We start from the raw sequence: 24,367 nt of genomic DNA on the forward strand, positions 1-24,367 counted from the left end.
TGCGTATTGCACTGGGACATGAACCATTTTGTGGTGCTCACTGGTGTTACAAAGTCAGGTGTCACAATAAACGACCCGGCTTTAGGCAAAAGGAAATTAACCCTAAAAGAGTTCACCGAGCACTTTACTGGTATTGCGCTTGAACTTACGCCGACAAAAGGTTTTCAGCAACAAGATGAGCGCCAGCAGATGCGATTATCGCAGCTGTGGAGCAAAATGACGGGGTTAGCTAAAACCTTAATCACTTTATTTGTGTTATCGATATTGCTGCAAGTTTTCGCCCTAGTTACACCTTACTATATGCGGTGGGTGGTCGATGAGGTATTGATTAGCCACGACAAAGCACTGCTCGTGGTACTCGCTATTGGTTTTGGATTGCTCGCTATAATCAATGTGGTGACGACTGGTGTGCGCAGTTGGTTGGTACTGAGAGTTTCAAGCTTACTCAATATGCAGATGGGCGTGAATTTATTGCAGCACCTGTTGAAGCTGCCAATGAGCTATTTCGAGAAGCGCCACATTGGTGATTTAGTATCACGCTTTGGCTCGTTAGCTCAGGTACGTGAACGACTAACAACAGGCTTGGTTGAAACCGTGGTTGATGGTGTCATGTCAATTGCCGTGTTAATCATGATGTTAGTTTATAGTGTAAAACTAACGTTAGTCGTAGTCGCTGCGATTGCCATATACGCGATATTGCGACTGGCACTGTATCGACCATTACACCGCGCAACGGAAGAGTCGATTCAAGCAAGCGCTAAAGAACAGACTAATTTTTTAGAAAACATTCGCGGTATACAAACCATCAAGCTATTTACCTGCGAGGCACAAAGACAAAGTGTGTGGCAAAACCGCTATAGCGAAGTGATAAATGCAGATATCCGCTTAGGTAAGCTCAATATAAGCTTTGATGCCGCCAATAAACTGCTATTTGGTATTGAGAACATTATCGTTATCTACTTAGCTGCAACCATTGTGATGAGTGGCGGCTTAACCATTGGTATGGTTTTGGCCTTTATCGCTTACAAAAATCAATTAACAGAACGTTTTGCCAGCTTGATTGAGCAGCTTATCTTGTTTCGTATGCTGCGCCTACATCTTGACCGTATCTCAGATATTGCCTTGCATGAGCAAGAAGCGAATCGTGATAGCAACCTGCAACTCAATAACGTGGTCGGTAAGCTAACACTCGAGCGGGTGAGTTATCGCTATGCTGATAATGAGCCAGATGTGATTAACGCTGTGTCGCTAACCGTCAATGCCAACGAGTCAGTTGCTATTGTGGGAGAGTCTGGCTGCGGTAAAACTACCTTAGTTAAATTGATGCTAGGTCTATTAACTCCGACGAAAGGACGAATCTTACTCGATGGTCAAGACATCACTCAAATCGGCTTAACTCAGTACCGCCAGCAAATAGCTGCAGTGATGCAAGATGACACGCTCTTGTCTGGTTCTATCGCGGACAACTTAACCTTCTTTGACCCTGAGCCGAACTATTTGCGCATGCAGCAATGCGCGCAATAGAACACGACATTAGCAAGATGACCATGGGCTATAACACGCTAGTGGGGGATATGGGCAGTCAGTTCTCAGGTGGGCAAGTGCAGCGGTTATTGCTGGCAAGGGCTTTGTATCAGCAACCTAGTTTACTGTTTATGGATGAGGCTACCAGTCATCTGGACATCGACAATGAAGCAAAAATTAGCGAGCAGATAAAGCAGCTTAATATGACCCGAGTCATCATTGCTCATAGGCCAGAAACCATAAAGCAAGCGCAGCGAGTCGTAGTGATGCACCAAGGTAAGGTGTATACGCCTGAAGAGATGCAGCAGTTAGCTGAGGGCGGGCAATAGCACATTTTAAGGGGAAAAGAATTTTGATTGATGGAGTCTTTGGTATAAAAATAACCGAGTATTTCATTAGTTAAAAACAAGGACGCGGCAACTTTAGCGGGAAACCGCGCCCTTGGTCAGTCGCTTAAGGTTTGGCTGCTGTTATCGAGTAGCTAATCATTTAGGCAAACATAACGTTAAAGAGTTTAAATTAAGGAAGATATTATGCAAGTTTCTAAAATGAAAGAGTTAACACTGGATGAAATTGAGCAGGTTAATGGTGGGAACCCAGCTGTTGTTATTGTTGGAGTTTTGATGGCAAGAAAATATGGTGCAAAAGCAATAGGTTTCGCTGCAGGGGCATTTATTGCCTGGATGGCTGAGTAATAAGGGGGAACTTATGCAAGAGTTAACTATAAGTGAGTGTAAATCAGTAAATGGCGGAGTATGGCCAGCTTTTGTTGCTGGTTATTTCGTTGGAAGTATAGCAAAAAAGCTGTATATAAAATATAAGTAGAAATGACAGCAGGTTCTCGTTTTGAACCTGCTCAAATAAGGATTGTATATGTTTTTTATTGAATTGTTCTTTTATTTTATACTTGCGGGTATAGCTATAGTTACTTGGGAAAGAACTCGACAATCTAAAAATGACACCTCGATATTTTCACATGCAAAAGGAGTATATACTCATTTGTTTATAACATTGTTTTTCACCGTGGTAACCATGTTGTTTTTTAGCCTTATACTTAGCGCGACTGAAAATGAAGTTGGTGTTGCGACTTTGACCGCGGGGATTAGTTCATGGTTTGTTTCTGGATATTTTTTAAAGCGAATTGATTGATGTAACAAAAAATAAGGAACACATATATGGACGATCCCAATTAGTTAAAATAACAGAAATAACCAAGAAGAAATAGCAAGAATAACATATGAGTAATATAGAAGTAACCAAGACATATATGGACGCTCCCGGTTAGTCAAGACAGTACTTCGCTAACCGAGGCTGTTTTGCCTTAGTTTCTATTTATTCTTGGCTCCAGTGTAGTGCTAATTGACTGACTCTTTTCGCTTTAAGCAACGCTTTTAAAAGCTATAGTGCTGACCTTATTGATAAAATTAGAGGCGGGCTTAACAAGCTCTTGCCTGCGCCCCTGATGAATTTGGTACCTACACACCCTAAAATAGCGAACACCCAGTTGGGCTCCGTATTGACCCTTGTCTTGAGCGAGCTTTACTTGATAGTCGATAACATACAATACTGTTAGTCTCATGGTATTGCCTTTGTTTCTAGCCCTTGCAGAGCCTGATACATAGCTTGTTTCCAGAGTAACACCCACATCAACCGAGCGAGCTTATGTGCAGTGGCCACAACAGCTTTGTTAAAGCATACCCGTTCTTTAAGCTGGTTTATCCATCGGTTAAGCACATCGTCTTTTTTGTGGGAATGGCAAACAACCGTTCTAGCACCATGTATTAACTGCTTTCGTAAATAGCCGTCACCGCGCTTGGTGATCCCATAAAGCTTGCTCTTGTTACCTGAGGCATATTGTTTTGGGGTGAGACCAAGCCACACGGCAAGTTCTTTGGGGGTGTTAAAGGCTTGTGCCTTATCGATGCTGGCTTCAAAAGCAGAGGCTATCACGTGACCGATACCTGACATACTGAGCAAAATCTTTCCTGATGGAGTTTGCTCCAATTTTTTCCTGATTAGTTTATTGAGCTCTTTAAGCTGTCGGCTTACGTATAGGTATTCATCATAGGCTTGGTTAATGAGGAACTTCAGTACTGGCCTTTGTTCACTATCATTAATAATCTGCCACATGTTTTGTTCAAAGGCTGTAAATCCTTGTTGAAAAATAATGCCAAAATCAACTAACAGACCTCGAGTTTGATTGGTGATAGCAACACGTTGTTTGATTAAACGCTCTCTAATCCGATGCATCATCATGACTTCTTGTTGCCCCTCTGTTTTTACAGGGACAAAGCGAATATTAGGTCTTGAGCTTGCCTCAAAAATAGCGAGAGCATCGTTACAGTCATTCTTATTGCCACGAACAAATGGGGTGACATGTTGAGCGGGGATCATCTTAAGAGTAACCAAGACACCCAGAATTGTTATCGGTAACTTTATTGACTAGGCTTAAGTAAAGCTATTGAGTGGAGAGGGTTATGCCGACACCAAGAAAAGCAATAATTAGCCTAGAAGATACGCCATTTTATCATTGCGTATCTCGTTGTGTTAGAAAGGCATTCTTGTGTGGAGTTGATCATTATACCGGTCAGTCCTATGAGCATCGACGTGATTGGGTTGAGAGTAGACTATTAGAATTAGCCGCTGTATTCGCGATTGATATTTGTGCTTATGCAGTCATGAGCAATCATCTACATCTAGTATTAAGAATCGATGATGAGTTGGTTCGGAGCTGGTCAGATATTGATGTGGTTACTCAATGGCAAAAGCTTTTTAAAGGCGATAGCCTTAATTATAGCTTTATGAAAGGCGGATTTCTTGAATCTTATCAACAAATTATTATCAATAAACGGATAAAAGAGTACCGTTTAAGATTAATGGATATCTCATGGTTTATGCGAGCTTTGAATGAGCCTATTGCACGAAAAGCGAATGCAGAGGATAAATGCAAAGGACGATTTTGGGAGGGACGCTTTAAATCTCAAGCGTTGCTTGATGATGCTGCTGTACTAGCATGTATGGCTTACGTTGACCTTAACCCAATTCGAGCAAAAATAGCCAAGACGCCAGCTACTTCAGATTTCACCAGTATTCAGAAACGCATTCAAGCCGCCATGAAAGGTGAGCAACCAAGTTCACTATTGTCTTTTGTTGGAATCGATCGTAAAGATATGCCTAAAGGTTTAGTGTTTACGGCCAAGGATTATCTACAACTGGTTGATGATACAAGCCGAATCCTCAGAAGTGATAAACGTGGTGTGATTAGTCAGAGATCACAAAACCTGCTTGGCAGGCTTAATATACCTCAGGAAAACTGGCTAAAACTGAGCAGTGAATTTGGTCTGTTATTTAAAGGTCCAGCAGGAAAGATTCAAGAGCTTGCTGCTTATTGTGAGCATTTACAGCGTAAGCGAAGGCAAGGCGCAGCTAACTGCCATCGCTGGTTAGATAGCGCTTAGCTTAACTGCCAAATTAGATAACCATATTTAGCATTGCATAGTTAACCGAACTCAAGTTCGGTATTTCAGCTGCTTGATTTGGTGGGTATGGGCTGAAAATTGATGTGTTGATGGCAATAATCACTATCATCTTGACTCAAATGCGGTGAAAACTGTCGGATTAGAACGCCAGAGTGGTGCACTTCTAGGTTGAGCGTTGGAGTTTCAAAAGATAGAAATAAAATGGGTGGCTTTGTTCTTTTCTTTTGTTCTTTTTTGTTGAGGTAGTAGGGCGATGAGGCGATTAAACAAGATAACCCCTTTCGGGGTTATCATTTTTATTCAGGCGTAAACTTAAGTTTTGCGTCTGGTTAGTTCTAGCTATGACCTATTCAGCTGTGACAAAGTCACTTTCACGCGCGAATTTAATCGCTTCATCACATAGTTTGACTTGCTGCTCTTTACTCGACGCATTGAACTGAACCATGTATGCATCTAGTGCTTTGCTGGTCTCTTTTGACATGATCATCTCTTCAATGCCAGCGTTTTTGTGAGCCATCATAGATTGGCCTACGATGCTGCCCTCAATTTGCATATCTTGCTCTGCATAGAAGGTTGTACAAATCATGAGCCTTGCCATGCCAAGCGCTGTGTCTTTGTCTAGGCTTTCTGCGGCAGCGGTACCTGCGAATAAACAGCTTACAAGACCAGCAATTAGTACTTTTTTCATTATGGTGAACCCTTTTTTCATTCCATCAATGGATCTGTTATCTAGATGATATGGCATAGCATTTCTATTATTTGTGGCGTGCTATGAACTGTTACAGAGGCTAGCATTTACTTATTATTAGGTATGTGACTCTAAGCTTAATTAGTGGTTTTCGCTTCGTTTTTGTGTGGTTTATCACGATTGAAACGCTGTTTTTATATGTAAAAAAAACTAAAAAGGGGCGATTCATTTAGCACGCTGATTTTATAGACTATTTATTCACTCTTAGCGGCCGTCGTTTTTACAGATATAGCCGTATTTTCGCTATTTGCGCTAGGCATAACTTGATACTATGCCGCGGTAATTTGCCAATCAGAGGTTGTAAATGGAGCTTAGGCTACATTCTGTTGAGTTCGGTTTTCTGCAGGGGATATTTTTCTGTAATAGCGCGCATCTATGTGAGCAAGGTTTAACGATTAACGGCAGGCTTTATCCGTATCCAGAGATTGATAAAACCGTTGAGGTGACACAAGGCTGGTTTACCCAAACATTGATTTGGGGAGACAAGCGCTTTGGTTTCTTTCGTTTTGTCGATAGCAAGCCTTTGTTTAGAACGGCACTTAATAACCGTATTGCCTTTTGTCGCACTGCATTGCAGCTCAGCTTCGATAACTTGCTGGTAGACGTTACTCGGTTTGATAGGGTATTTGGCCTACATCAACGTTATTTGCGAGACTCTGATAAAACTCTCTTACAGAGCGAATATAGAGGGGCGCTGGACGCTTTTAATCTTAGTGAACATTTTACGACTCTGGGTTTTGATACCAGTAAACTCAACTGCCGTCTGGCGAAGTTTATTAAGCAACCCGATATTTTTACCGAAAGATACAACCAGTGGTGGCAGGATAAGCAGCTAGATGCATATAAGAACTTATTTGATTCGTTAGAAGCTAATCCTCTCACTCAATTTCAGCGAGAGGCCTGTGTGGTGGATGAGAATAACACCTTGGTCATTGCTGGTGCGGGCACTGGTAAAACCAGCACCATGGCGGCTAAAGCTGCCTATCTAGTCAATCAAGGTTTAGCGCAACCGCAAGACATATTAATGTTGGCTTATGGCAAAGACGCACAAGTAGAGCTTGAGCAGCGAGTGAGTTCAATCGCAGGGGGCTCCGGGGCGTTAACGGCGATAAAAGTCAGCACCTTTCATGCATTGGGCAAAGAGATCATTGAGTACTATTTAAACCGCTCAAGCCAAGTGTCGGTACTGGCCCGTGATGAAAAGCAATTTACTCAATTTATTGATCAACAGATCGATCAAATTGTTGCCGATCCCCAAATGGCCGATCCCGTTGCCGATTACTTTGGTCGTTATCTTTACCCACAAGTGAATGAGTTGGCGTTTAAATCTGATGGACAATATCGGGCTTATCTTAAGAATAATGAGATAAGGGCGCTATCTGGTGATCTGGTTAAAAGTTTTCAAGAACTGACTATCTGCAATTACCTTTACACTCACGGCATTGAGTTTGAGTATGAGCCTAAGTATCGCGTGCCGGTTACTGAGCCGGGCAAGAGTGTTTATCAACCTGACTTTTATATTCCGGTACTTGATGCATATTTAGAACACTTTGGTATTGATAAGCTGGGCAACACACGCCCTGATATTGATAAAGATACCTATAACCAGAGTCGCGAATGGAAGATTGCGCTGCATAAACGTCATAACACCTGCTTGATGCAAACCTTCAGTTGGCAAGCCGAGAATGGCGCCTTAGAGAAGGAGCTAGAAGCGTTGTTATGTAAGCGCTGTGAGCAACTTGACATAAGTCAAAGTGAGCTATTTAAACCTATCTCTCCTGAGGCGGTGTTTGCGCAAGTTAAGGCTCTAGGGATCTACCGTAACGTTAGCCGATTAATGGCGAGTTTTGTTAACCTGTTTAAGTCATCGGGCATGACCTTGTCCAAACTTGAATCGATGAAGCTGCCTAATACTAATTCGAATAGTAAGTCGAACACAAAGCCGAACAGTAAGCTTAAGTCTAAAACGACAGCTAAACATTCAGCACATTATAATCAGCTAAGATGGCAGGCTTTTTTACATCTTTTTAGCTGGGTTATTACACGTTACCAAGCCCAATTAACCGCGCATAACACCTTAGATTTTTCAGATATGATCGCCCAGGCATTAAATATGGCTCGGGAAAAAGATTTTCATCAAAAAACTGCCGAACGTTTTCGGTATAAATACATCATGGTGGATGAGTTTCAAGATATCTCTCATGAGCGAGCTGATTTAGTTAAGGCATTGAGGGATTCTAATCCCGGTTGTGCACTGTTCTGTGTCGGTGACGATTGGCAGGCTATCTATCGTTTCACGGGTAGCGATCTTAGTTTAACCACAGAGTTTGAACCTACCTTTGGTGCAACCCAAACAATTATGCTTGATAAAACCTTTAGATTTAATAACCGCATTGAAAAGGTGGCTTCAAGGTTTATCCAGGCAAATCCTGCCCAGCTAAAGAAGCAACTGAAGACGCATAGCCAAAGCGATAATCCTGAAGTGTGCTTGTTGGTTAATAATAAACAGATAGCAATAGAACAAACCTTTGCCAGCATTATGGAGGTGACAGATAAGACTCGGGCTGATATTGATTGCGAGGCAGTCAGCGTGATGTTGATTAGTCGCTTTAAGAGCTCGTTGAAAGATTTGAGTGTATGGCAGAAGCGTTATCCGCAGCTTTCAATTTCTGGTTTCTCTGCTCATGCCTCTAAAGGTAAGCAGGCCGATTTTGTGATTGTCTTGGATGTGAATGACGATAAATACGGTTTTCCGTGCAAGATAGACAGCGATCCTATCTTGGAGACCTTGCTGCCCCAACTCGATAATTACGCCGATACCGAGGAGCGCCGCTTGTTTTATGTGGCGTTATCGCGAGCTAAGCAAACGGTATTTGTGCAGGCAGAACTGGGCAAAGAGTCGGTATTTGTTAAAGAACTACGCAGTTATGGAGGCGATGTGCGTTGTTACTTAAGTGATTTAGCACCTATGTACAACGAGTCTTTGTGTTGTCCACAGTGCAAAGAGGGCAAGCTTATTCCTAGAGAGGGGCGCTTTGGTCTGTTTTACACCTGCTCTCTAGGACAAGATTATTGTGACACTAAGATTGACGCCTGCTCTGTTTGTAACAGTGCGCCTATGCTTCGCAATGAAACTCATCATTTTTGCAGCAGTGAAAAATGTGGCCATCGGCTACCAGTTTGCCCCGAGTGTATTTCGGGTAAGTTGGTTGTGCGGACCAATAGTAAAAGCGGAAAGTCGTTTTTGGCATGTAGTGGACATAAAAGAGACGACAAAAACAGCTGTCAGTACACATGTAATTTGGCAGAGCATCGAGTCGATAAAGTACTGGGAACCGCGGCTTGATTGAGGCATAACTAAACGTTGATTCGTTTAGTTATGCGCCAACTCTTTATCTGCCAATTATCGCCATCAATATTTTTGACTGGAACTTGTGGGTTGGCTCGGTTTTTAGTGGGCAGAAAGATATTTTTAATATTTTTACGCCTTATTTTATGGTGTGCAGCACTTGGTTTTGGTGTGATTTTTTTGAGTCGATAATTGGCAGAGGCCAGTTTCATATCAATTAACGCATTTTTATATCGATTCTTAAATGAACTCTTAAATGAACTCTTAAATTGAGTCATAAATGGAATGAGAAAACAGTCAATAAATCGACTAAGCTTGATACTTAATCGTTATACTAAGCAGTTGCTTAGCGGGTTTTAATATCAGGCACTCAGACTTTATTAAAGGCTCACTCTTATGTCCAACTCTCTACTTTCTCAAAACAAGTTTATCCTACACTCAAGTTATCTCCCGTCAGGTGATCAACCTGAAGCCATTGCCCGCTTAATTGATGGGATAGAAAGCGGAGCCTCTCACCAGACATTAAAAGGCGTGACGGGATCCGGTAAAACATTCACGGTTGCCAACATAATCCATAGGTTAAAACGTCCTACGATTATTTTGGCGCATAACAAGACATTAGCCGCTCAGCTCTATAGTGAAATGAGACATTTTTTCCCCGAAAATGCCGTCGAGTTCTTTGTTTCTTATTATGATTATTATCAGCCCGAAGTGTACCTTCCAGGTAGTGATCGTTTTATTCGTAAAGATTCTGCCATTAACGCACATTTAGAGCGTTTACGTTTATCAACGACCAAAGCATTAATAGAACGCAGAGACGTTATTGTTGTGGCGTCGGTATCATCGGTATATGGCCTTGGCGATCCTGATGCATACCGCTCCTTACAGGTTAAGCTCAGCCTAGGGCAGGCGATTGAAACTGAAGAGTTAATCGAGCGATTAGAACGGCTGCAGTATGGCCGTTGTAATCGCACCATCAAGCGGGCGACATTTTTAGTGCGCGATGGAGCGGTTGATATATTTCCTGCAGACTCTGAGCATAAGGCACTGACCCTTGAACTCGATGATGGCCATCTAAATAAGCTCTATTGGATCGATGCCGTCAGCGGTGAAAAACTAGCAGATGTGGACGAATATTATGTGTCGCCAAAAACGTTGTACTCGGTGTCTGTCGAGCAGGTGGATTTGGCTTGTGAGCAGATCATGAAAGATATGGAGCTGCAGGTTGCTTCACTCTCCGCTGAAAATAGGTTGACCGAGGCGGCGAGATTGTATGAGCGGACGGTATCGGATCTCGAGCTACTTCGCCTACAAGGTTATTGTCCCGGCATAGAAAATTATGCATCCTATCTAAATCAGCGCGATCCTAAGCTGCCGCCAACCACACTGTTCGATTACCTACCTAAAGATGGCTTACTGTTTATCGACGAATCCCATGTGATGGTGCCGCAAATATCGGCGATGTATAAGAGCGATCAAAGCAGGAAAAATACCTTAATCGATTTTGGTTTCCGTCTTCCCTCCGCCCGAAATAATCGACCGCTGAGCTTTGATGAGTTTGAGAGCATCAAACCACAAACCATTTTTGTTTCCGCTACGCCGGGCCGTTATGAACTGTCAAAATCCAACTCACATATTTTTAAGCAGATCATCCGCCCGACAGGGCTACTGGATCCTGAAATTGAAATACGTCCCTCAGAGAATAACCTTAAGGATTTAGTAAAGGAGATAGAGCTAAGAGTGGCGCGTAACGAGCGGACACTAGTAACCACCTTAACCAAGAAAAGTGCAGAGGCATTAAACGACTTTATCGCCGCAAGAGGGATAAAGGTCAGTTACTTGCACTCAGACGTTAAAACCAATGACAGAGTCGAGATCATTAATGCGCTTCGTGCCGGTGAGCTTGATGTGCTAATCGGAATTAACCTATTACGAGAAGGCTTGGATATTCCGGAAGCATCGCTGGTGGCAGTGCTCGATGCCGATCATGCAGGCTTTTTACGCTCCGAGCAGGCACTTATCCAGATTATCGGGCGAGCCGCCCGTAATGAAAATGGTAAGGCTATCTTATATGCCGACAAAATGACTTTTGCAATGCAAAAAGCCATAGATGAGTCTTCCGAGCGCCGAGGCCATCAGATGCTGTATAACATGGCTAACGGCATAGTGCCTAGTTCATCTAAGCGAAAACTCGATTCAGGCGACCAAGCTCATGTAGTTGTCGGCTCGGTAGACAGAGCTAAATTTTGTGAAAGTCTATCTGAGCTGTGCCGACAGATCACCGCAAAAGAGAAGGAGTTACTGCAGTTGGTGGATGAAGAGGGCGCCGAGCAAGCCAAGCTTATTAGAGAGCAGCTGATTGTGCTATATCGCCAGTTTATCTATATGTAAGGGATAGAGTTTACTCCGGTGCTTATGTATATACCAAATTAATGTGATTTTCAGAATAATTAAGAGGTGGAATAAGCGATTAACGCTATAAAAACAAAAATTAATCTAATATATTAGGGCGTAGAGGTAGGTTTGAATAAAGCGCCCCAGTGTCTTTTTATGGTACGAGGCGCTTATCTGATAGGGAGAAAATAACTTGAAGCACAAAACTAATATCATATTGCTAGCGAGCTTAGTGGTCGCAGGGCCACTACAGGCAAAAGAGCAGAGCACTATTAGCAAGGATATCACGGGCGTCGCTGGGTTAACGCCACTAGAAGACCTCTATAAACTGACGACATTTGACAATAATTTCATCCTGCCTGTTTATCAAACTCAAGCAGCAAATCAATCTTACTACGCTCCTCAAAACCCAAACAAAGAAGAGATCAGTAACACCAATCTCCAGTTTCAGTTCAGTCTGAAATATGGCATTGCTAATAACCTCTTCACCGATAATGACGGCTTTTATATCGCTTACAGCCAAATATCTAATTGGCAAGCTTATGACAAGTCAGCCTATTTCCGTGACTCACAATATCAGCCACAAGTATTTTGGTTTTGGCAGCACTCAGACGAAAGTGATACTTGGCAAAGCACTAGCGTAGGTTTCGAGCACCAATCGAATGGTAAGGGTGGTGTTTATGAGCGGAGTTGGAACCGAGTTTATTTGGAGTTTTCTTTAGCATTTAGCGATCTTGAGGTAAGCATAAAACCTTGGCTAAGAACAGATTTTTCAAGTACTGATTATAATCCAGATATTGAAGACTATATGGGTTATGGTTCGGTAAAAGGCGACTGGTACTTTGGCGAGCACCAAGTGAGTTTAACACTACGTAACCTTGTAGAAAGTGGCTTTTCTAAGGGCTATGAGGAGTTGAGCTGGCGCTTTCCAATATATAAAGGGTTAAGAGGCTACTTGAAACTGCAAAGTGGATATGGACTAACCATCTCTGATTATAATCATTTTGATAATGCTGTAGGCATTGGTATTGCACTTTAATGAACACCTTTACAAGCTGGTTAGAGTCTAAAAAGCTAAAAGAACAAATTGTTAACCCCAATATCCAAGTCGGTGAGTATTCTTACTATTCGGGCTTTTATCACGGGAAGTCGTTTGAAGATCAAGCGGTGCGTTATCTACTCGGTGATGACTCAACCATCGATGTGTGGGAGGCTGGGGTATTTGGTGAAGTCGATAAGCTCATTATCGGTAAGTTCTGCGCTATCGCCTCGGGCGCGTGTTTTATGCTGGCCGGTAATCAGGGCCATCGGCTCGATTGGATCTCAACCTATCCTTTCTCAGCCGAAGAGTTTGGTGATGGGGTGAAGAGTGGCTTTGAGCGCGCTGGCGATACGGTTATTGGCAACGATGTATGGATCGGTAGTGAAGCGATGATCATGCCTGGTGTGACCATAGGTGATGGCGCGGTGATTGGGGCGAGGGCTGTGATCAGTAAAGATGTCGCGCCTTACAGTGTGGTGGTGGGCAGTAATAAACTGGTGAAGCAGCGATTTCCCAGTGAGTCAGTCGAAAAACTACAACAGATAAAGTGGTGGGATTGGCCGTTAGAAAAGCTTCAAGTTGCGATGCCTATTCTATGCAGTGGTGATATCGACGCTTTGCATCAATATTATCTAGAGCAAATGAAATAAAAAATGGCGCTAACCACTGGGGTTAGCGCCATTTTATTATGGGGTTTACGGGGTATTTTACATCGCCGTATTCAAGAGATATCGATTACGCTAATTTTTGAGCAGCTTGTTCTGCCTGACTTGCCATGTACTCGTTGAAGGTACCTTGGAAGTTAACTAGCTTCTTGTCTTTAACATCGATAATACGAGTTGCCAAAGATGAAACAAACTCACGGTCGTGGCTAACGAAAATCAGCGTACCTTCATACGCTTTAAGTGCATTGTTTAACGCTTCAATCGCTTCCATATCCATGTGGTTAGTTGGCTCATCCATTACCAGTACGTTGATGTCCATCATCATTAACTTGCCGAATAATAGGCGGTTTTTCTCTCCACCTGAACAGTTGCGCGCTTTCTTGTTGATATCGTCTTCAGTAAATAACAAGCGGCCTAGCATGCCACGTACCATTAGGTCGTTATGCTTCGGTAGGCGCCACTGTGACATCCAGTCAAATAGAGTTAGGTCGTTATCGAAGTCTTTGCTGCTGTCCTGCGGGCAATAGCCGATAGAGGCATTCTCAGACCACTTGATTACGCCATCGTTGTTTTGTAATTCATTCACTAAACAACGTAAGAAGGTTGATTTACCCACGCCGTTCTCACCGATAACCGCAAGCTTAGCGCCAGCTTCAAGGATTAACTCGCCGCCTTCAAATAGGATTTCGCCGTCAAAACCGTGGCCAACGTTTTCAAGAATAAGCGCCTGGCGGTGCATCTTCTTACCATCATCAAAACGCAGTGATGGTGTCATACGGCTTGAAGATTTAACTTCATCTAGGCTGATTTTTTCAAGCTTCTTAGCACGAGAGCTTGCTTGTTTCGCTTTAGACGCGTTAGCACCGAAACGGTTAACGAAGTCTTGTAACTCAGTCATTTCAGCACTTTTCTTGGCGTTACCGGCTAACAATTGCTCTTGAATAAGTGAAGACGCTTCCATGAAGTACTCGTAGTTACCTGGGTAAATACGTAGCTCGCCGTAATCGATATCGGCCATATGGGTACAAACAGTGTTCAAGAAGTGTCTGTCGTGCGAAATGATGATCATGGTGCACTTACGCTTATTAAGTTCTTCAGCCAACCAGTTAATGGTGTGAATATCCAAGTTGTTGGTTGGTTCATCCAGAAGCAAAATATCTGGGTTTGAGAACAATGCCTGTGCTAATAGCACGCGCAATTTAAAACCTGGCGCAACTTGGCTCATTAGGCCGAAATGAAACTCTTCTTCGATACCCGCTTCAAGTAGGATTTCACCGGCACGGCTTTCAGCGCTGTAACCGTCCATTTCAGCAAACTCACTTTCAAGCTCGCCCACTTTCATACCATCTTCTTCACTCATTTCTGGCAGTGAATAGATGCGCTCACGTTCTTGCTTGATTTCCCACAGTTTGGCGTCGCCTTGAATTACCGCGTCGATAACGCTGTATTCTTCAAATGCGAATTGGTTCTGGCTCAAGGTACCGACTTTTTGACCCGGAGTAATTGAGACGTTACCCGAGGTTGGCGCAAGCTCGCCACTGAGGATCTTCATGAAGGTGGATTTACCACAACCATTTGCGCCGATTAAGCCGTAGCGATTGCCGTTACCGAACTTAGCGGAAATGTTTTCGAATAATGGCTCTGGGCCAAACTGCATCGTGATGTTTGCGGTAGAGATCAAAAGAGTATCCTGAGTGATTAATAAAAGTGAAAGCCAAAGACGTTAACAGGTTACGAGTTGTAATCCTGTTAGAGAGGCAAAACAGCCGCGGATTATACAGATATAGCTGCTTAGATGTCGAGCAATCATGTACTGTAAAGCAGGTTATTTATCTGTTTGTGTTTGTTTTCGTGTTGATAGAAGGATCTCGATTGCTGCTTTTCACTTTAAAGTCACTTTCGGATGTTATTGATCTGAGCTCATGTGAACTATCACAAAGTGACTACTTTATGACTGCGCCTCTAATGATGATATCCGATAATTTGTCGCACTTTTCAGATTCAATTGCTCTAATTAGTTGAGTCACCGCATGGTAGCCAAAATCTTCTACATCGTGTCTGATACAGGGGATGGAAATGCCGAAGTTCTTTGCAGTCTTTATTTCATCGATACTATAGAAATGAATATCAACCCCAAGTTGGTAATCATGTTCTACACTGGCCTCTAAGGCTCCTAGGGTTATCTGGTTATTTAAACCAATAATGGCATCAGGTTTGTGTTGCTCAAGGTAAGTTTGCACTAAATTCTTTGCCAGCTCGGTATTAAAGTCGGCTTTTATAATATCAATACTAGTATTTGAATTAACTTCTTCAGCGGCCATCTTAAGGCCCGCTAATCTTGCATTCGCAACCTTAGAGTTGGCAGAGCCTGATACGATGAGTATTCGTTGAAAGTTGTTTGATATCACTTCTTTGCCAAGCTTATAACCTGAATCGACATTATCTAAATAGACGCCGCAAACATGAGGCGCATCGATATGTCTATCTAGCAATACCACGGGGACCTCTAGTTTTTTTAAGACTGAAAAGTATGAGGGGGTGTAGTGTTCATCTTCAGAGATCACCGCAATGATGACACCGTCAATATTGTAACTGATGAGGGTGTTGACCGCATTTTGCTCGATGTTTTGTGATTCATCTGAACTGAACAACAGGCAGTTATAGCCAGCCTTATTTGCGCTACGAATAATGGATTTAACTGCGCTTGCAAAGAAGGGGTTGATGATAGTTGGGACGATAACCCCTATGGTTTTAGATTTCGACTTTAATCCTTTTGCCATAAGATTCGGAATATAGCCCATCTCTTGAGCGATCTTTTGGATCTTTTCACAAGTCGCAGGTTTAACCTTTTCAGGTGTTGATAACGCTCTACTAACGGTTATCGACGATACATTTGCTACCTTGGCGATATCAGCTAACTTTATTTTCTTCATATTTTGTTCCCGGCACCATTTTACCGTTTTGTTTATAAGGTCTGCGGCAAAATGAGCGTACCACTTTTTCTGTTACCACTCGTACTCAAGCCAATGTTATGCGTTTTAATGTCAATGTAACAGCAATAAAATGTTATCGATGTCATTTTATTGCTTTTCTAAGTACAAAATGGAGGTTCATTGTTTTATTTTTAGAAAACAGTTATTTGTAACTTAACTGTTTCAACTGCGGAGTTTTGTGAAGATCAGCGCAAAATGATTTTTGCTAAAATATTATCTTTAAAAAAAGTGTTAATGACATCGATAACATAATTTTGAAAGAGGGAACCATTACATGAAGGCTTTGGTACTAGAAAAAGTAAATGAACTTGTCTTAAAAGAGGTCGCCACTCCAGAAGAGGTAGGCGCTAATGATGTGAAGATAAAAATTCAGGCTGTCGGTATTTGTGGATCAGACGTTCATTACTTATCTCATGGTCGTATTGGACATTTCATTGTTGAAAAGCCAATGATCCTTGGACATGAGGCTGCTGGCATCATTACTGCTGTAGGTAGCAAGGTTAAGCATCTCAAAGAAGGTGATCGCGTGTGTATGGAGCCAGGCATACCCCAGCCACAGTCTCCTGAAACGATGGAAGGGATCTATAACCTTGATCCCGATGTGCAGTTTTGGGCAACACCGCCTTATGACGGTTGCTGTTCAGAGTATGTTGTTCATCCTGCAGCGTTCACTTTTAAGATCCCTGAGCATATGAGCTATGCCGAAGGCGCTATGGTTGAGCCGTTAGCGATTGGTATGCAAGCAGTAACTAAAGCGGACATAAAAGCTGGCGATATTGGTTTAGTTTACGGTGCTGGCACCATTGGCGTCATGTGCGCACTTTCTGCTTTAGCCGGTGGCTGTGCAGAGGTGATCGTCGTTGATGTGGTCAATGAAAAACTGGCAACGGTTAATGATTATGAAGGCATTACTGTCGTTAATAGCTTACACCAAGATGTGGCTGAGGTTGTTGCGGCTAAAACTGCGGGCCGTGGCGTGAATGTGGTGTTTGAATGTTGTGGCGTTGAGTCGGTGATTACCCATATTTGTCAGCATGTAGCACCTAATGGCACCGTGGTATTAGTGGGCATGCCAGTTGAACCGGTTAAGTTTGACATTGTTGCGGCTCAGGTAAAAGAAATCACTTTTAAGACGATTTTCCGCTACGCCAATATGTATCCGAAAACCATCAATCTTATCGCTTCAGGAAAGTTAAACGTTAAGCCGTTAATCAGCCAAACCTTTAAGTTTGAAGATTCACTAAAGGCCTATGCAAGAGCGCTTGAAGCTAACCCTTCAGATGTGAAGATCATGATTGAGATGGAGTAAGCGATGAGTATTGTCGCGGGTGTCGATTGTGGCACACAGGGAACCAAGGTCATTCTGGTTGATTTAAACACATCGACTGTGTTGGCCGAGTGTTCCGCTCCCCATGAACTGATCTCACAGTCAAACGGCCGAAGAGAGCAACAACCTATATGGTGGATTGATGCCATGGTTAATGCTTTTGAGAAAGCAATAACGGCAGCAAAGATAGATCCGAAAACCATTGCAGCTATAGGTGTGTCTGGTCAGCAACATGGCCTAGTTGCATTGGATAGCCAAGGTGATGTGATCCGTCCAGCTAAGCTCTGGTGTGATACAGAAACGGCGCCAGAGAATGCAGAGCTATTACAGATGCTTGGTGGCGAGCAGGCGTGTATCGATAGGTTGGGGCTTCGAGTTGAAACTGGCTATACCGCATCAAAGATCCTGTGGATGAAGAATCATGAGCCGGAAAATTTTGCCAAGATTGCTCATATTTTGTTACCTCATGATTACCTGAATTTCTGGCTTACGGGCGAGTTAAGCGCTGAATATGGTGATGCATCAGGCACAGGCTTATTTAATGTGCGTAATCGCTGCTGGGATGAACATGTTTGCTCAGTTATCGATCCTACTGGCAATTTATTTAAGGCGTTGCCGGCGTTAAATAGTGCAGAAAAACCAGCCGGAGTTGTTATTGGGCAGGCTAAAGAGCGTTTAGGCTTGAATGATAACGTGGTGGTCTCTTGTGGTGGTGGTGACAATATGATGGGCGCTATCGGCACCGGCAATGTAAAAAACGGCATCATCACTATGTCACTGGGAACGTCGGGCACTATCTACACCTTTTCAGATAAACCCGTTGAGCTGAAACACCCTAGTATCGCTAATTTCTGCTCAAGCTCAAATGGTTGGATGCCGCTGATCTGCACCATGAATGTCACCTCTGCCACGAGTTTAGTGCAAGACGTTTTAACGATGAACCTGACTGAATTTAATCAGTCTCTTGAAGCGAGCCACATTGGTGCAGGTAATATTTCATTCCTGCAATTCTTTAATGGCGAGCGTGTTCCCGCGCTTCCTGACGGCAAAGCCTCAATTCATGGCTTAGATGCGGCAAACTTTACTCGTGACAACTTAGTACGCTCGGTGGTTGAAGGTGCGACGTATGGCCTTAAATATGGTCTAGAGCTGCTACGTGATGCTGGGATCAATATTGAGCAAATTCGCTTAATTGGTGGCGGGGCTAAGTCAGGTCAATGGCGTCAAATGATTGCAGATACCATGAACTGCGAGGTCATATGCCCTGAGGTGGAGGAGGCGGCTGCGCTTGGGGCTGCGATTCAGGCTTCTTGGGCGCTTAATGGTGAGCTTGGTACCGGTCTTATTGATCAATTGATTGTACTCAATGAAGACAGTCGCACATTGCCAATTTCTGGCAATGTTGAGCAGTATGAGATGGCGTATCAGCGCTATATGAGTACGCTGTTTAATCAATATCCGCAATTGAACGACTCTCAGTTGAAAGAGCAGCAATTGAACGCTCGACAACAGGTTGGGAGTTATGATGAATAAGCCTCCTTTACTCTCAGTCAATTCCATTAAAAAGTCTTTCGGTGAGGTTAATGCGCTTAAGCACATTAACTTCACTCTTAATGCGGGCGAAATACATGCATTATGTGGCGGCAATGGTGCAGGTAAGAGTACTTTTCTGAGCATTGTAATGGGCTTTTTGCAGCCGGACGAAGGCCGCATCGTGGTAAATGGCGAGACAAAAGTGTTCGCCAACGCGAAAGAAGCCTTACAAGCGGGGATCACCATAGTTCAGCAGGAGCTGAGTATGATCCCCAACTTAACCGTTGCTGAAAACATCTATTTAGGTCAAGAGCCACGCAATCGATTCGGTATTGTGGATTTCAAGACGCTCAACCAGAGAGCTCAAATTCTAATGGATGAGCTTGAGTTTGATATTCCGGTCAATGCCATGTTGCATACCCTGAGTGTCGCTCAGCAGCAATTGGTTGAAATCGCCAAGGCGTTATCACACTCCAACGCCAATATTGTTTTCTTAGATGAGCCCACTTCAGCGATTGGCGAAGAGGACTCAAAAAAATTATTTAAGGCGATTAAGTCACTTGCAGCTAAAGGGAAGGGAATTGTTTATGTCTCCCACCGCTTATCTGAAATATTTGAGATTTGCAGTAACTACACGGTATTTCGCGATGGAACCTACATTAGTGAAGGCTTGATCAGCGACATAAATCGAGAGCAGTTAATAGAGCAGATCATTGGCGGCCAAATAAACGAAGAGTTCTCTAAGTTTAATCAGCCAACTGAGCAGCTGCTATTGGAAGTTAAAAACTTAACATCAAAAAAATTCAACGATATCTCGTTCAAGGTCAATAAAGGCGAAATATTAGGCATCTATGGCTTAGTCGGCTCAGGCCGGTCTGAAGTGCTTAATGCCATTTTTGGTGTTGATGAATTCGATACGGGTACTATCTGTTTTAATGATTCTGAGTTTAAAAAACTCAAGCCCAAACAGGCTATTGCAGCTGGTATGGCCTATGTCACTGAAGATAGAAAGTCTTCAGGCTTGGTTCTCAGTAGCTCTGTTGGCGATAACATTTCAATCTCTTCGCTAGAGCAATGCTCTCACTCATTTATTGTGAATGAAAAACGTGAAAGTGAACGTATAGAGGCGATGATCGAGCTGTTTAAGGTTAAGACCCCTAATAAAGAGCAGATCGTTGGCAACCTTTCAGGTGGTAATCAGCAGAAGGTGGTACTTGGGCGTTGGTCGTTAACTAACCCAGAATTACTGATGCTCGACGAGCCAACCAGAGGCATTGATGTAGGCGCTAAAAAAGAGATCTACAAATATATGTCTGAACAAGCTTTACAAGGTAAGGGGATCATTATGGTGTCCTCTGAGCTTCCCGAAATTATCGGTATGAGCGACCGTATTATCATTTTCAAAAATGGTGAGCTGATAAGCGAAGTAAAGCAGTCAGATGCCACCCAACAACTTTTATTAAGTCTTGCTTCCTAGGAAAAATTTATGAATACATCTGTTGCTACAGATAAAAGTTTAAGATTGCCAATAACTCGACTGAAACCCGTGTTGCATAAATATGGCATTGTGCTTGCCTTTCTATTTATATGCGCCACGATTGCTGTTTTAGGCGAGCTTTGTATCCATAATGGCATGTGGGACAGTAACTATTTTCTGACTCAAGCTAACTTACTGTCAGTGCTACGCCAAGTCTCTATTAATGGCATTTTAGCCGTAGGCATGACCTTTGTGATTATCGTGGCTGGCGTGGATCTCTCTGTGGGTTCAGTACTGGCACTCGCTGGTATTGTTGCTGCGCGCTTTGTTACCAACTCATCGAATATGTTGATTGGTGGTTTTGATTCGCCAATCCTTCTGCCGCTAATGGTAGCTATCTGTATCGGTGCCATCTGCGGCTTTTTGAACGGTTACATTATCTCAAAGTTCCGCCTGCAAGCCTTTATCGTAACCATGGGAATGCTTTCTGTTGCTCGCGGCATGACCATGCTGACGACTGACGGCAATCCAGTTTCTTCGCTTGATCGCGGGTTTCGTGCACTAGGTAATAGCTACACGTTCGGCATACCGACACCCGTGGTGATTTTTGCGGTTATTTTTGCCGCCGCGTGGTTCTTATTGAATAAGACGGTTTTTGGTCGCTATGTATTTGCTGTGGGCGGTAACGAGAAATCGGCGCAAACCTCGGGGATCGACGTACATAAGGTCAAGGTTGCCGTTTATACCTTGTGTGGCGTGACGGCGGCCATTGCAGGTTTGATCCTTACCGCGCGCACAGGCTCTGCTCAAACAAGCGCAGGTTTTGGCTATGAGCTCGATGCTATTGCTGCCGTTGTTATTGGTGGCACATCAATGGCAGGGGGACTTGGAACGTTAACCGGAACCCTGTTTGGTGTATTGATTATTGGTGTAATGAACAACGGTTTAGATCTGCTCGGAGTGCAATCTTACTATCAACAAATCATTAAAGGCTTGCTCATCGTTGCGGCGGTGATGCTAGACCCATCTAGAAAGCAATCTCGTTAAACACGCTTAATTTAAAACTCTTAATTAAATAGAGTGCGTTAAAAATAAAAGAAAAAAGGTATAACTGAAATGAAAAAAACGATTATCTCTACATTACTTGGCGCAACGTTAGCGTTATCTTCTGGTGCAGCCTTTGCTAAAGACGACATTAAAATCGCGGTGTTAATGTACGGTATGAAGGCTGAGTTTGTTCAATTGATGGAGCAAGCTGCGTATAACCACCCGTTAGTAAAATCAGGTGAAGTAAAGATCACTATGTATGATGGTCGTTATGATGCGCTAGTTCAAAATGACCAGGCCGAGACAGCAATTCGTACTAACCATGATGCAATCATCATCAACCCTATGGATTTTGACGCCAATATTGATGTAGTGGATATGGCTAATGACGCCGGTATTCCTGTTATCGTTACCAATGCCCGCTTAAATACGGACCAAATGACTGCGGAAGTGGTTTCAGATGATGTTCAAGGTGGTTACTTAGAAGCTAAGTTTGTTATGGAGCAGATTGGCTGTAAGGGCAATGTCGTCATTCTTGAAGGCCCTAAGGGCGGCTCAGGTGAAATTCAGCGGGGTCAAGGCAATGAAAAGGCCATCGCTGAATGTCCAGAAGGTGCGGTTAAGGTACTTGAGCGTAAAACGGCAAACTGGTCTCGCGCAGAAGGTATGACCTTGATGGAAAACTGGCTAATGAAGCACCAAGGTAAAATTAGCGGTGTCATTGGTCAAAACGATGAGATGGCACTCGGCGCGATTGAAGCAATTGAAGGTACGGGTGACACAGTTGATAACTATGTGATTGCTGGTATCGACGGTGTGACGGATGCGTTGCATGCGGTTAATAGTGATAAAATGACTTCTATTTTGCAAGATGCTAATGGCCAAATGCAAGGTTCAATCGATGTGGCATTGCGTCATATTATCGGTGAGCAGTACCAGCCAGCTTCAGCAGTATGGCAGCAATATGCTGATCAATTGAACTGGAATAATGGCCTGTCTAAGCGCTATGACATTCCTTGGACTGTGGTTAACAAGCAAAACGTTAATGAGTTACTTGAGATGCGTAAGTAGCATTTAACCATAATCCTTAGTTAAACGAGCGTAGAGTTACTTCGCTCGTTTATAAGCTGAGTCGGCTGGCTCTATTAATCTTTTGATTGGTAAAAACGTCGGTATCATCGTTTGACGTCGTTGAAAATTCAGAGACGATAGCCCCTTCGCCGTGTGCCTTAAACCAATGCTTTGAATTGGGTTTTAAGGTCAACTGCTCGCCTTTATTTAGTACCACTTCGTGGAAAACCGTGTAATTGGTAATATCAGCAGGAAGCTCAACACAAGGTTGTGTGGTTTTATTGCCTTCAATAAACACACTAACTCTGCCAAAGCGACAGCGAAAGGTTTCCTCTTTACCTTCTAGAGCAGCACTTGAGGGGTGAACGTGCTCAGGACAAACCTGATTAGCGAGCAGGATGAGCTCCTTGGCGCAGCAGCGTTCGGTATTAATGTAGGTATGAATGATTAGACCCGCATTGTAGAAGTCATTCAAACCAAAGTCTGTTATCTCAAGACACTCTATTTCGGTCTTGGTTAGAAAAATCCCTGATCGGTTTAATTGCTCCGCAATCTTGCCATGGATGTTAACCATTGCTAACTCTCTTTACTCAATGAAGCCAATTCGACGCTAAGATAATATGGTGGCAATCTAATTTAAATGAAGCGTTTATAACTATGAAGACTGGGTCACATCGATAGGCACCGAACAGCTTATTATCTCACTTAAAACGTGAAAACTTATACAGATGTATGTGCTGAGATGTCGAGCAATCATGTATTGTAACGTCTGTTATTTATGATGCTTGAGTTGGCTTTTACCAATAAATGATGGCAAAGAACGATTTGATTGGGTGATAAAGGCTTTTTCTTGTTATTATTAGAGCAGAGTTTTGACCAGCGCTATGATTGGTCTTCAGTATCGATTAAATGGTTATCATTTATAGGTACTTGAGTTTTACATATTATCTGCGATATTTGGACGCCCCATGATTGAACATCAACAGAACAACCCGCTTCACGGCTTAAAACTTGAAACTATGCTAACTGAGCTTGTGAAGTTTTATGATTACAAAGTGTTGTACGCCGCACTTAAATTGGCATGCTTTAATTTGAACCCGAATATGGATTCGTGCATTAAGTTTTTAAAAAAGACTGATTGGGCGAGGGAACGTGTAGAAGCATTTTACCTATACCGTTTTAAGCGCATGCCAAAAGGCAACGAAGCGCAGATGGAGCTAAAGCCACGAGAACGTGGTTATGCCGATGGTATTGTGCCGCGTAAGCCTGAAAAGTTAACTGTGGAGCTCGTTGCAGAGATGCGCGCAAAGGCCATGGAAAACTATAAGGAAATGAAGAAAAATGGTTCGCGTCCTCGCTACGCTAAAGACAAACCAAAAGCACAGGACTCTTATGCGCAAAACCGCCGCAGCGGTGGTAAGCGGCCAGCAGCGTCGCAAGATCCGACCAACCCTTGGGGTAAATAATTGCCGTTTTGATTAACGCGACGCTATATACATCGGGAGACTTCAGTTTGAGGTCTCCCTTTTTTATGGATTGCGTTTGCGTGGCAACGGACAGCCCCGAATGAGTCACGAATCATTATCTATGAATTTGAACCATAGTCGTTTCAGTGTTTATCGCAGCTTTGCTGCACTTACCGGTTGATGAAAGGCTGTTTGTTAAAAGCTTACAGCAATCTCGATTCAGGGCTTTATTCTGAACTTACTGCTATAGAC

Annotated in this window: 20 protein-coding genes and 1 pseudogene; 15 read left to right on the forward strand and 6 right to left on the reverse strand. The window is 43.1% G+C overall.

Annotation, left to right across the window (positions count from 1 at the left end):
• Positions 1–18: 18 nt before the first annotated feature.
• From SHAL_RS10380 to SHAL_RS10385, 4 genes are all read left to right on the forward strand, one after another.
• Positions 19–1,524, forward strand: a complete 1,506-nt coding sequence (locus SHAL_RS10380; RefSeq protein ID WP_398364775.1) for a peptidase domain-containing ABC transporter — start codon at positions 19–21, stop codon at positions 1,522–1,524.
• Positions 1,512–1,853 (forward strand): ATP-binding cassette domain-containing protein, encoded by a 342-nt coding sequence (locus tag SHAL_RS23655; RefSeq protein WP_398364778.1) that lies wholly within the window; start codon positions 1,512–1,514, stop codon positions 1,851–1,853. The genes SHAL_RS10380 and SHAL_RS23655 overlap by 13 nt, the downstream gene beginning before the upstream one ends.
• A gap of 204 nt (positions 1,854–2,057) precedes the next feature.
• Positions 2,058–2,219 carry a hypothetical protein gene (locus SHAL_RS23245; protein WP_190273632.1) on the forward strand — a complete coding sequence of 54 codons (162 nt, stop codon included), beginning with the start codon at positions 2,058–2,060 and terminating at the stop codon, positions 2,217–2,219.
• Positions 2,220–2,397: 178 nt separating this feature from the next.
• Entirely contained in the window at positions 2,398–2,673 is a 276-nt protein-coding gene (locus SHAL_RS10385; RefSeq protein ID WP_041415962.1) for a hypothetical protein, read from the forward strand.
• Between the two features lie 426 nt (positions 2,674–3,099).
• On the opposite strand, the pseudogene SHAL_RS10395 reads toward SHAL_RS10385, so the two are convergent.
• A pseudogene (locus SHAL_RS10395) lies at positions 3,100–3,924 on the reverse strand (IS110 family RNA-guided transposase); the annotation flags it as partial.
• Positions 3,925–4,001: 77 nt separating this feature from the next.
• On the opposite strand from SHAL_RS10395, the gene SHAL_RS10400 reads away from it, so the two are divergent.
• Complete coding sequence (locus tag SHAL_RS10400; protein ID WP_012277092.1) at positions 4,002–4,982, forward strand: transposase; 981 nt, start codon at positions 4,002–4,004, stop codon at positions 4,980–4,982.
• Positions 4,983–5,349: 367 nt separating this feature from the next.
• Here the strand turns inward: SHAL_RS10400 and SHAL_RS10405 are convergent, their stop codons facing one another.
• Positions 5,350–5,691 carry a hypothetical protein gene (locus SHAL_RS10405; protein ID WP_012277093.1) on the reverse strand — a complete coding sequence of 114 codons (342 nt, stop codon included), beginning with the start codon at positions 5,689–5,691 and terminating at the stop codon, positions 5,350–5,352.
• Positions 5,692–6,055: 364 nt separating this feature from the next.
• Between SHAL_RS10405 and SHAL_RS10410 the strand changes: the two genes are divergently transcribed.
• A complete protein-coding gene (locus tag SHAL_RS10410) occupies positions 6,056–9,097 on the forward strand; it encodes a UvrD-helicase domain-containing protein (protein ID WP_012277094.1) in 3,042 nt (1,013 codons plus the stop codon).
• Between the two features lie 11 nt (positions 9,098–9,108).
• Here the strand turns inward: SHAL_RS10410 and SHAL_RS10415 are convergent, their stop codons facing one another.
• Positions 9,109–9,312, reverse strand: coding sequence for a hypothetical protein (locus SHAL_RS10415; protein WP_041415965.1), 204 nt, complete (start codon positions 9,310–9,312; stop codon positions 9,109–9,111).
• 184 nt (positions 9,313–9,496) lie between these two features.
• On the opposite strand from SHAL_RS10415, the gene uvrB reads away from it, so the two are divergent.
• The 3 genes from uvrB (at position 9,497) to SHAL_RS10430 (ending at position 13,186) form a co-directional block, all read left to right on the forward strand.
• Positions 9,497–11,491 (forward strand): excinuclease ABC subunit UvrB, encoded by a 1,995-nt coding sequence (uvrB, locus tag SHAL_RS10420; protein WP_012277096.1) that lies wholly within the window; start codon positions 9,497–9,499, stop codon positions 11,489–11,491.
• A 196-nt stretch (positions 11,492–11,687) separates the two neighbouring features.
• A complete protein-coding gene (locus SHAL_RS10425; RefSeq protein WP_012277097.1) occupies positions 11,688–12,533 on the forward strand; it encodes a phospholipase A in 846 nt (281 codons plus the stop codon).
• A complete protein-coding gene (locus SHAL_RS10430) occupies positions 12,533–13,186 on the forward strand; it encodes a CatB-related O-acetyltransferase (protein ID WP_012277098.1) in 654 nt (217 codons plus the stop codon). The genes SHAL_RS10425 and SHAL_RS10430 overlap by 1 nt, the downstream gene beginning before the upstream one ends.
• Positions 13,187–13,271: 85 nt before the next feature.
• Here the strand turns inward: SHAL_RS10430 and SHAL_RS10435 are convergent, their stop codons facing one another.
• Together SHAL_RS10435 and SHAL_RS10440 are read right to left on the reverse strand one after the other, a co-directional pair.
• Entirely contained in the window at positions 13,272–14,882 is a 1,611-nt protein-coding gene (locus SHAL_RS10435) for an ABC-F family ATPase (protein ID WP_012277099.1), read from the reverse strand.
• A gap of 262 nt (positions 14,883–15,144) precedes the next feature.
• Positions 15,145–16,134 carry a LacI family DNA-binding transcriptional regulator gene (locus SHAL_RS10440; RefSeq protein WP_012277100.1) on the reverse strand — a complete coding sequence of 330 codons (990 nt, stop codon included), beginning with the start codon at positions 16,132–16,134 and terminating at the stop codon, positions 15,145–15,147.
• Between the two features lie 334 nt (positions 16,135–16,468).
• On the opposite strand from SHAL_RS10440, the gene SHAL_RS10445 reads away from it, so the two are divergent.
• From SHAL_RS10445 to SHAL_RS10465, 5 genes are all read left to right on the forward strand, one after another.
• Positions 16,469–17,503: an NAD(P)-dependent alcohol dehydrogenase gene (locus tag SHAL_RS10445; RefSeq protein WP_012277101.1), complete on the forward strand. Its 1,035-nt coding sequence runs from the start codon at positions 16,469–16,471 to the stop codon at positions 17,501–17,503.
• A gap of 3 nt (positions 17,504–17,506) precedes the next feature.
• Positions 17,507–19,054: a xylulokinase gene (gene xylB, locus SHAL_RS10450; protein WP_012277102.1), complete on the forward strand. Its 1,548-nt coding sequence runs from the start codon at positions 17,507–17,509 to the stop codon at positions 19,052–19,054.
• On the forward strand, positions 19,047–20,531 hold the full coding sequence (locus SHAL_RS10455) for a sugar ABC transporter ATP-binding protein (RefSeq protein WP_012277103.1): 1,485 nt from the start codon (positions 19,047–19,049) through the stop codon (positions 20,529–20,531). Before xylB ends, SHAL_RS10455 begins: the two co-directional genes overlap by 8 nt.
• A gap of 9 nt (positions 20,532–20,540) precedes the next feature.
• Positions 20,541–21,578 carry an ABC transporter permease gene (locus tag SHAL_RS10460; RefSeq protein WP_012277104.1) on the forward strand — a complete coding sequence of 346 codons (1,038 nt, stop codon included), beginning with the start codon at positions 20,541–20,543 and terminating at the stop codon, positions 21,576–21,578.
• Between the two features lie 69 nt (positions 21,579–21,647).
• The gene (locus SHAL_RS10465) at positions 21,648–22,649 is read left to right on the forward strand and encodes a substrate-binding domain-containing protein (protein ID WP_012277105.1); all 1,002 of its coding nucleotides are present in this window, start codon (positions 21,648–21,650) and stop codon (positions 22,647–22,649) included.
• A 49-nt stretch (positions 22,650–22,698) separates the two neighbouring features.
• Here the strand turns inward: SHAL_RS10465 and SHAL_RS10470 are convergent, their stop codons facing one another.
• Entirely contained in the window at positions 22,699–23,223 is a 525-nt protein-coding gene (locus tag SHAL_RS10470; protein ID WP_012277106.1) for a D-lyxose/D-mannose family sugar isomerase, read from the reverse strand.
• 394 nt (positions 23,224–23,617) lie between these two features.
• Here SHAL_RS10470 and SHAL_RS10475 point away from each other — a divergent pair, with 394 nt between their 5' ends.
• On the forward strand, positions 23,618–24,115 hold the full coding sequence (locus SHAL_RS10475; RefSeq protein WP_012277107.1) for a VF530 family protein: 498 nt from the start codon (positions 23,618–23,620) through the stop codon (positions 24,113–24,115).
• Positions 24,116–24,367: the final 252 nt, after the last annotated feature.

It is taken from the genome of Shewanella halifaxensis HAW-EB4 (genome assembly GCF_000019185.1).
Classification (GTDB): domain Bacteria; phylum Pseudomonadota; class Gammaproteobacteria; order Enterobacterales; family Shewanellaceae; genus Shewanella; species Shewanella halifaxensis.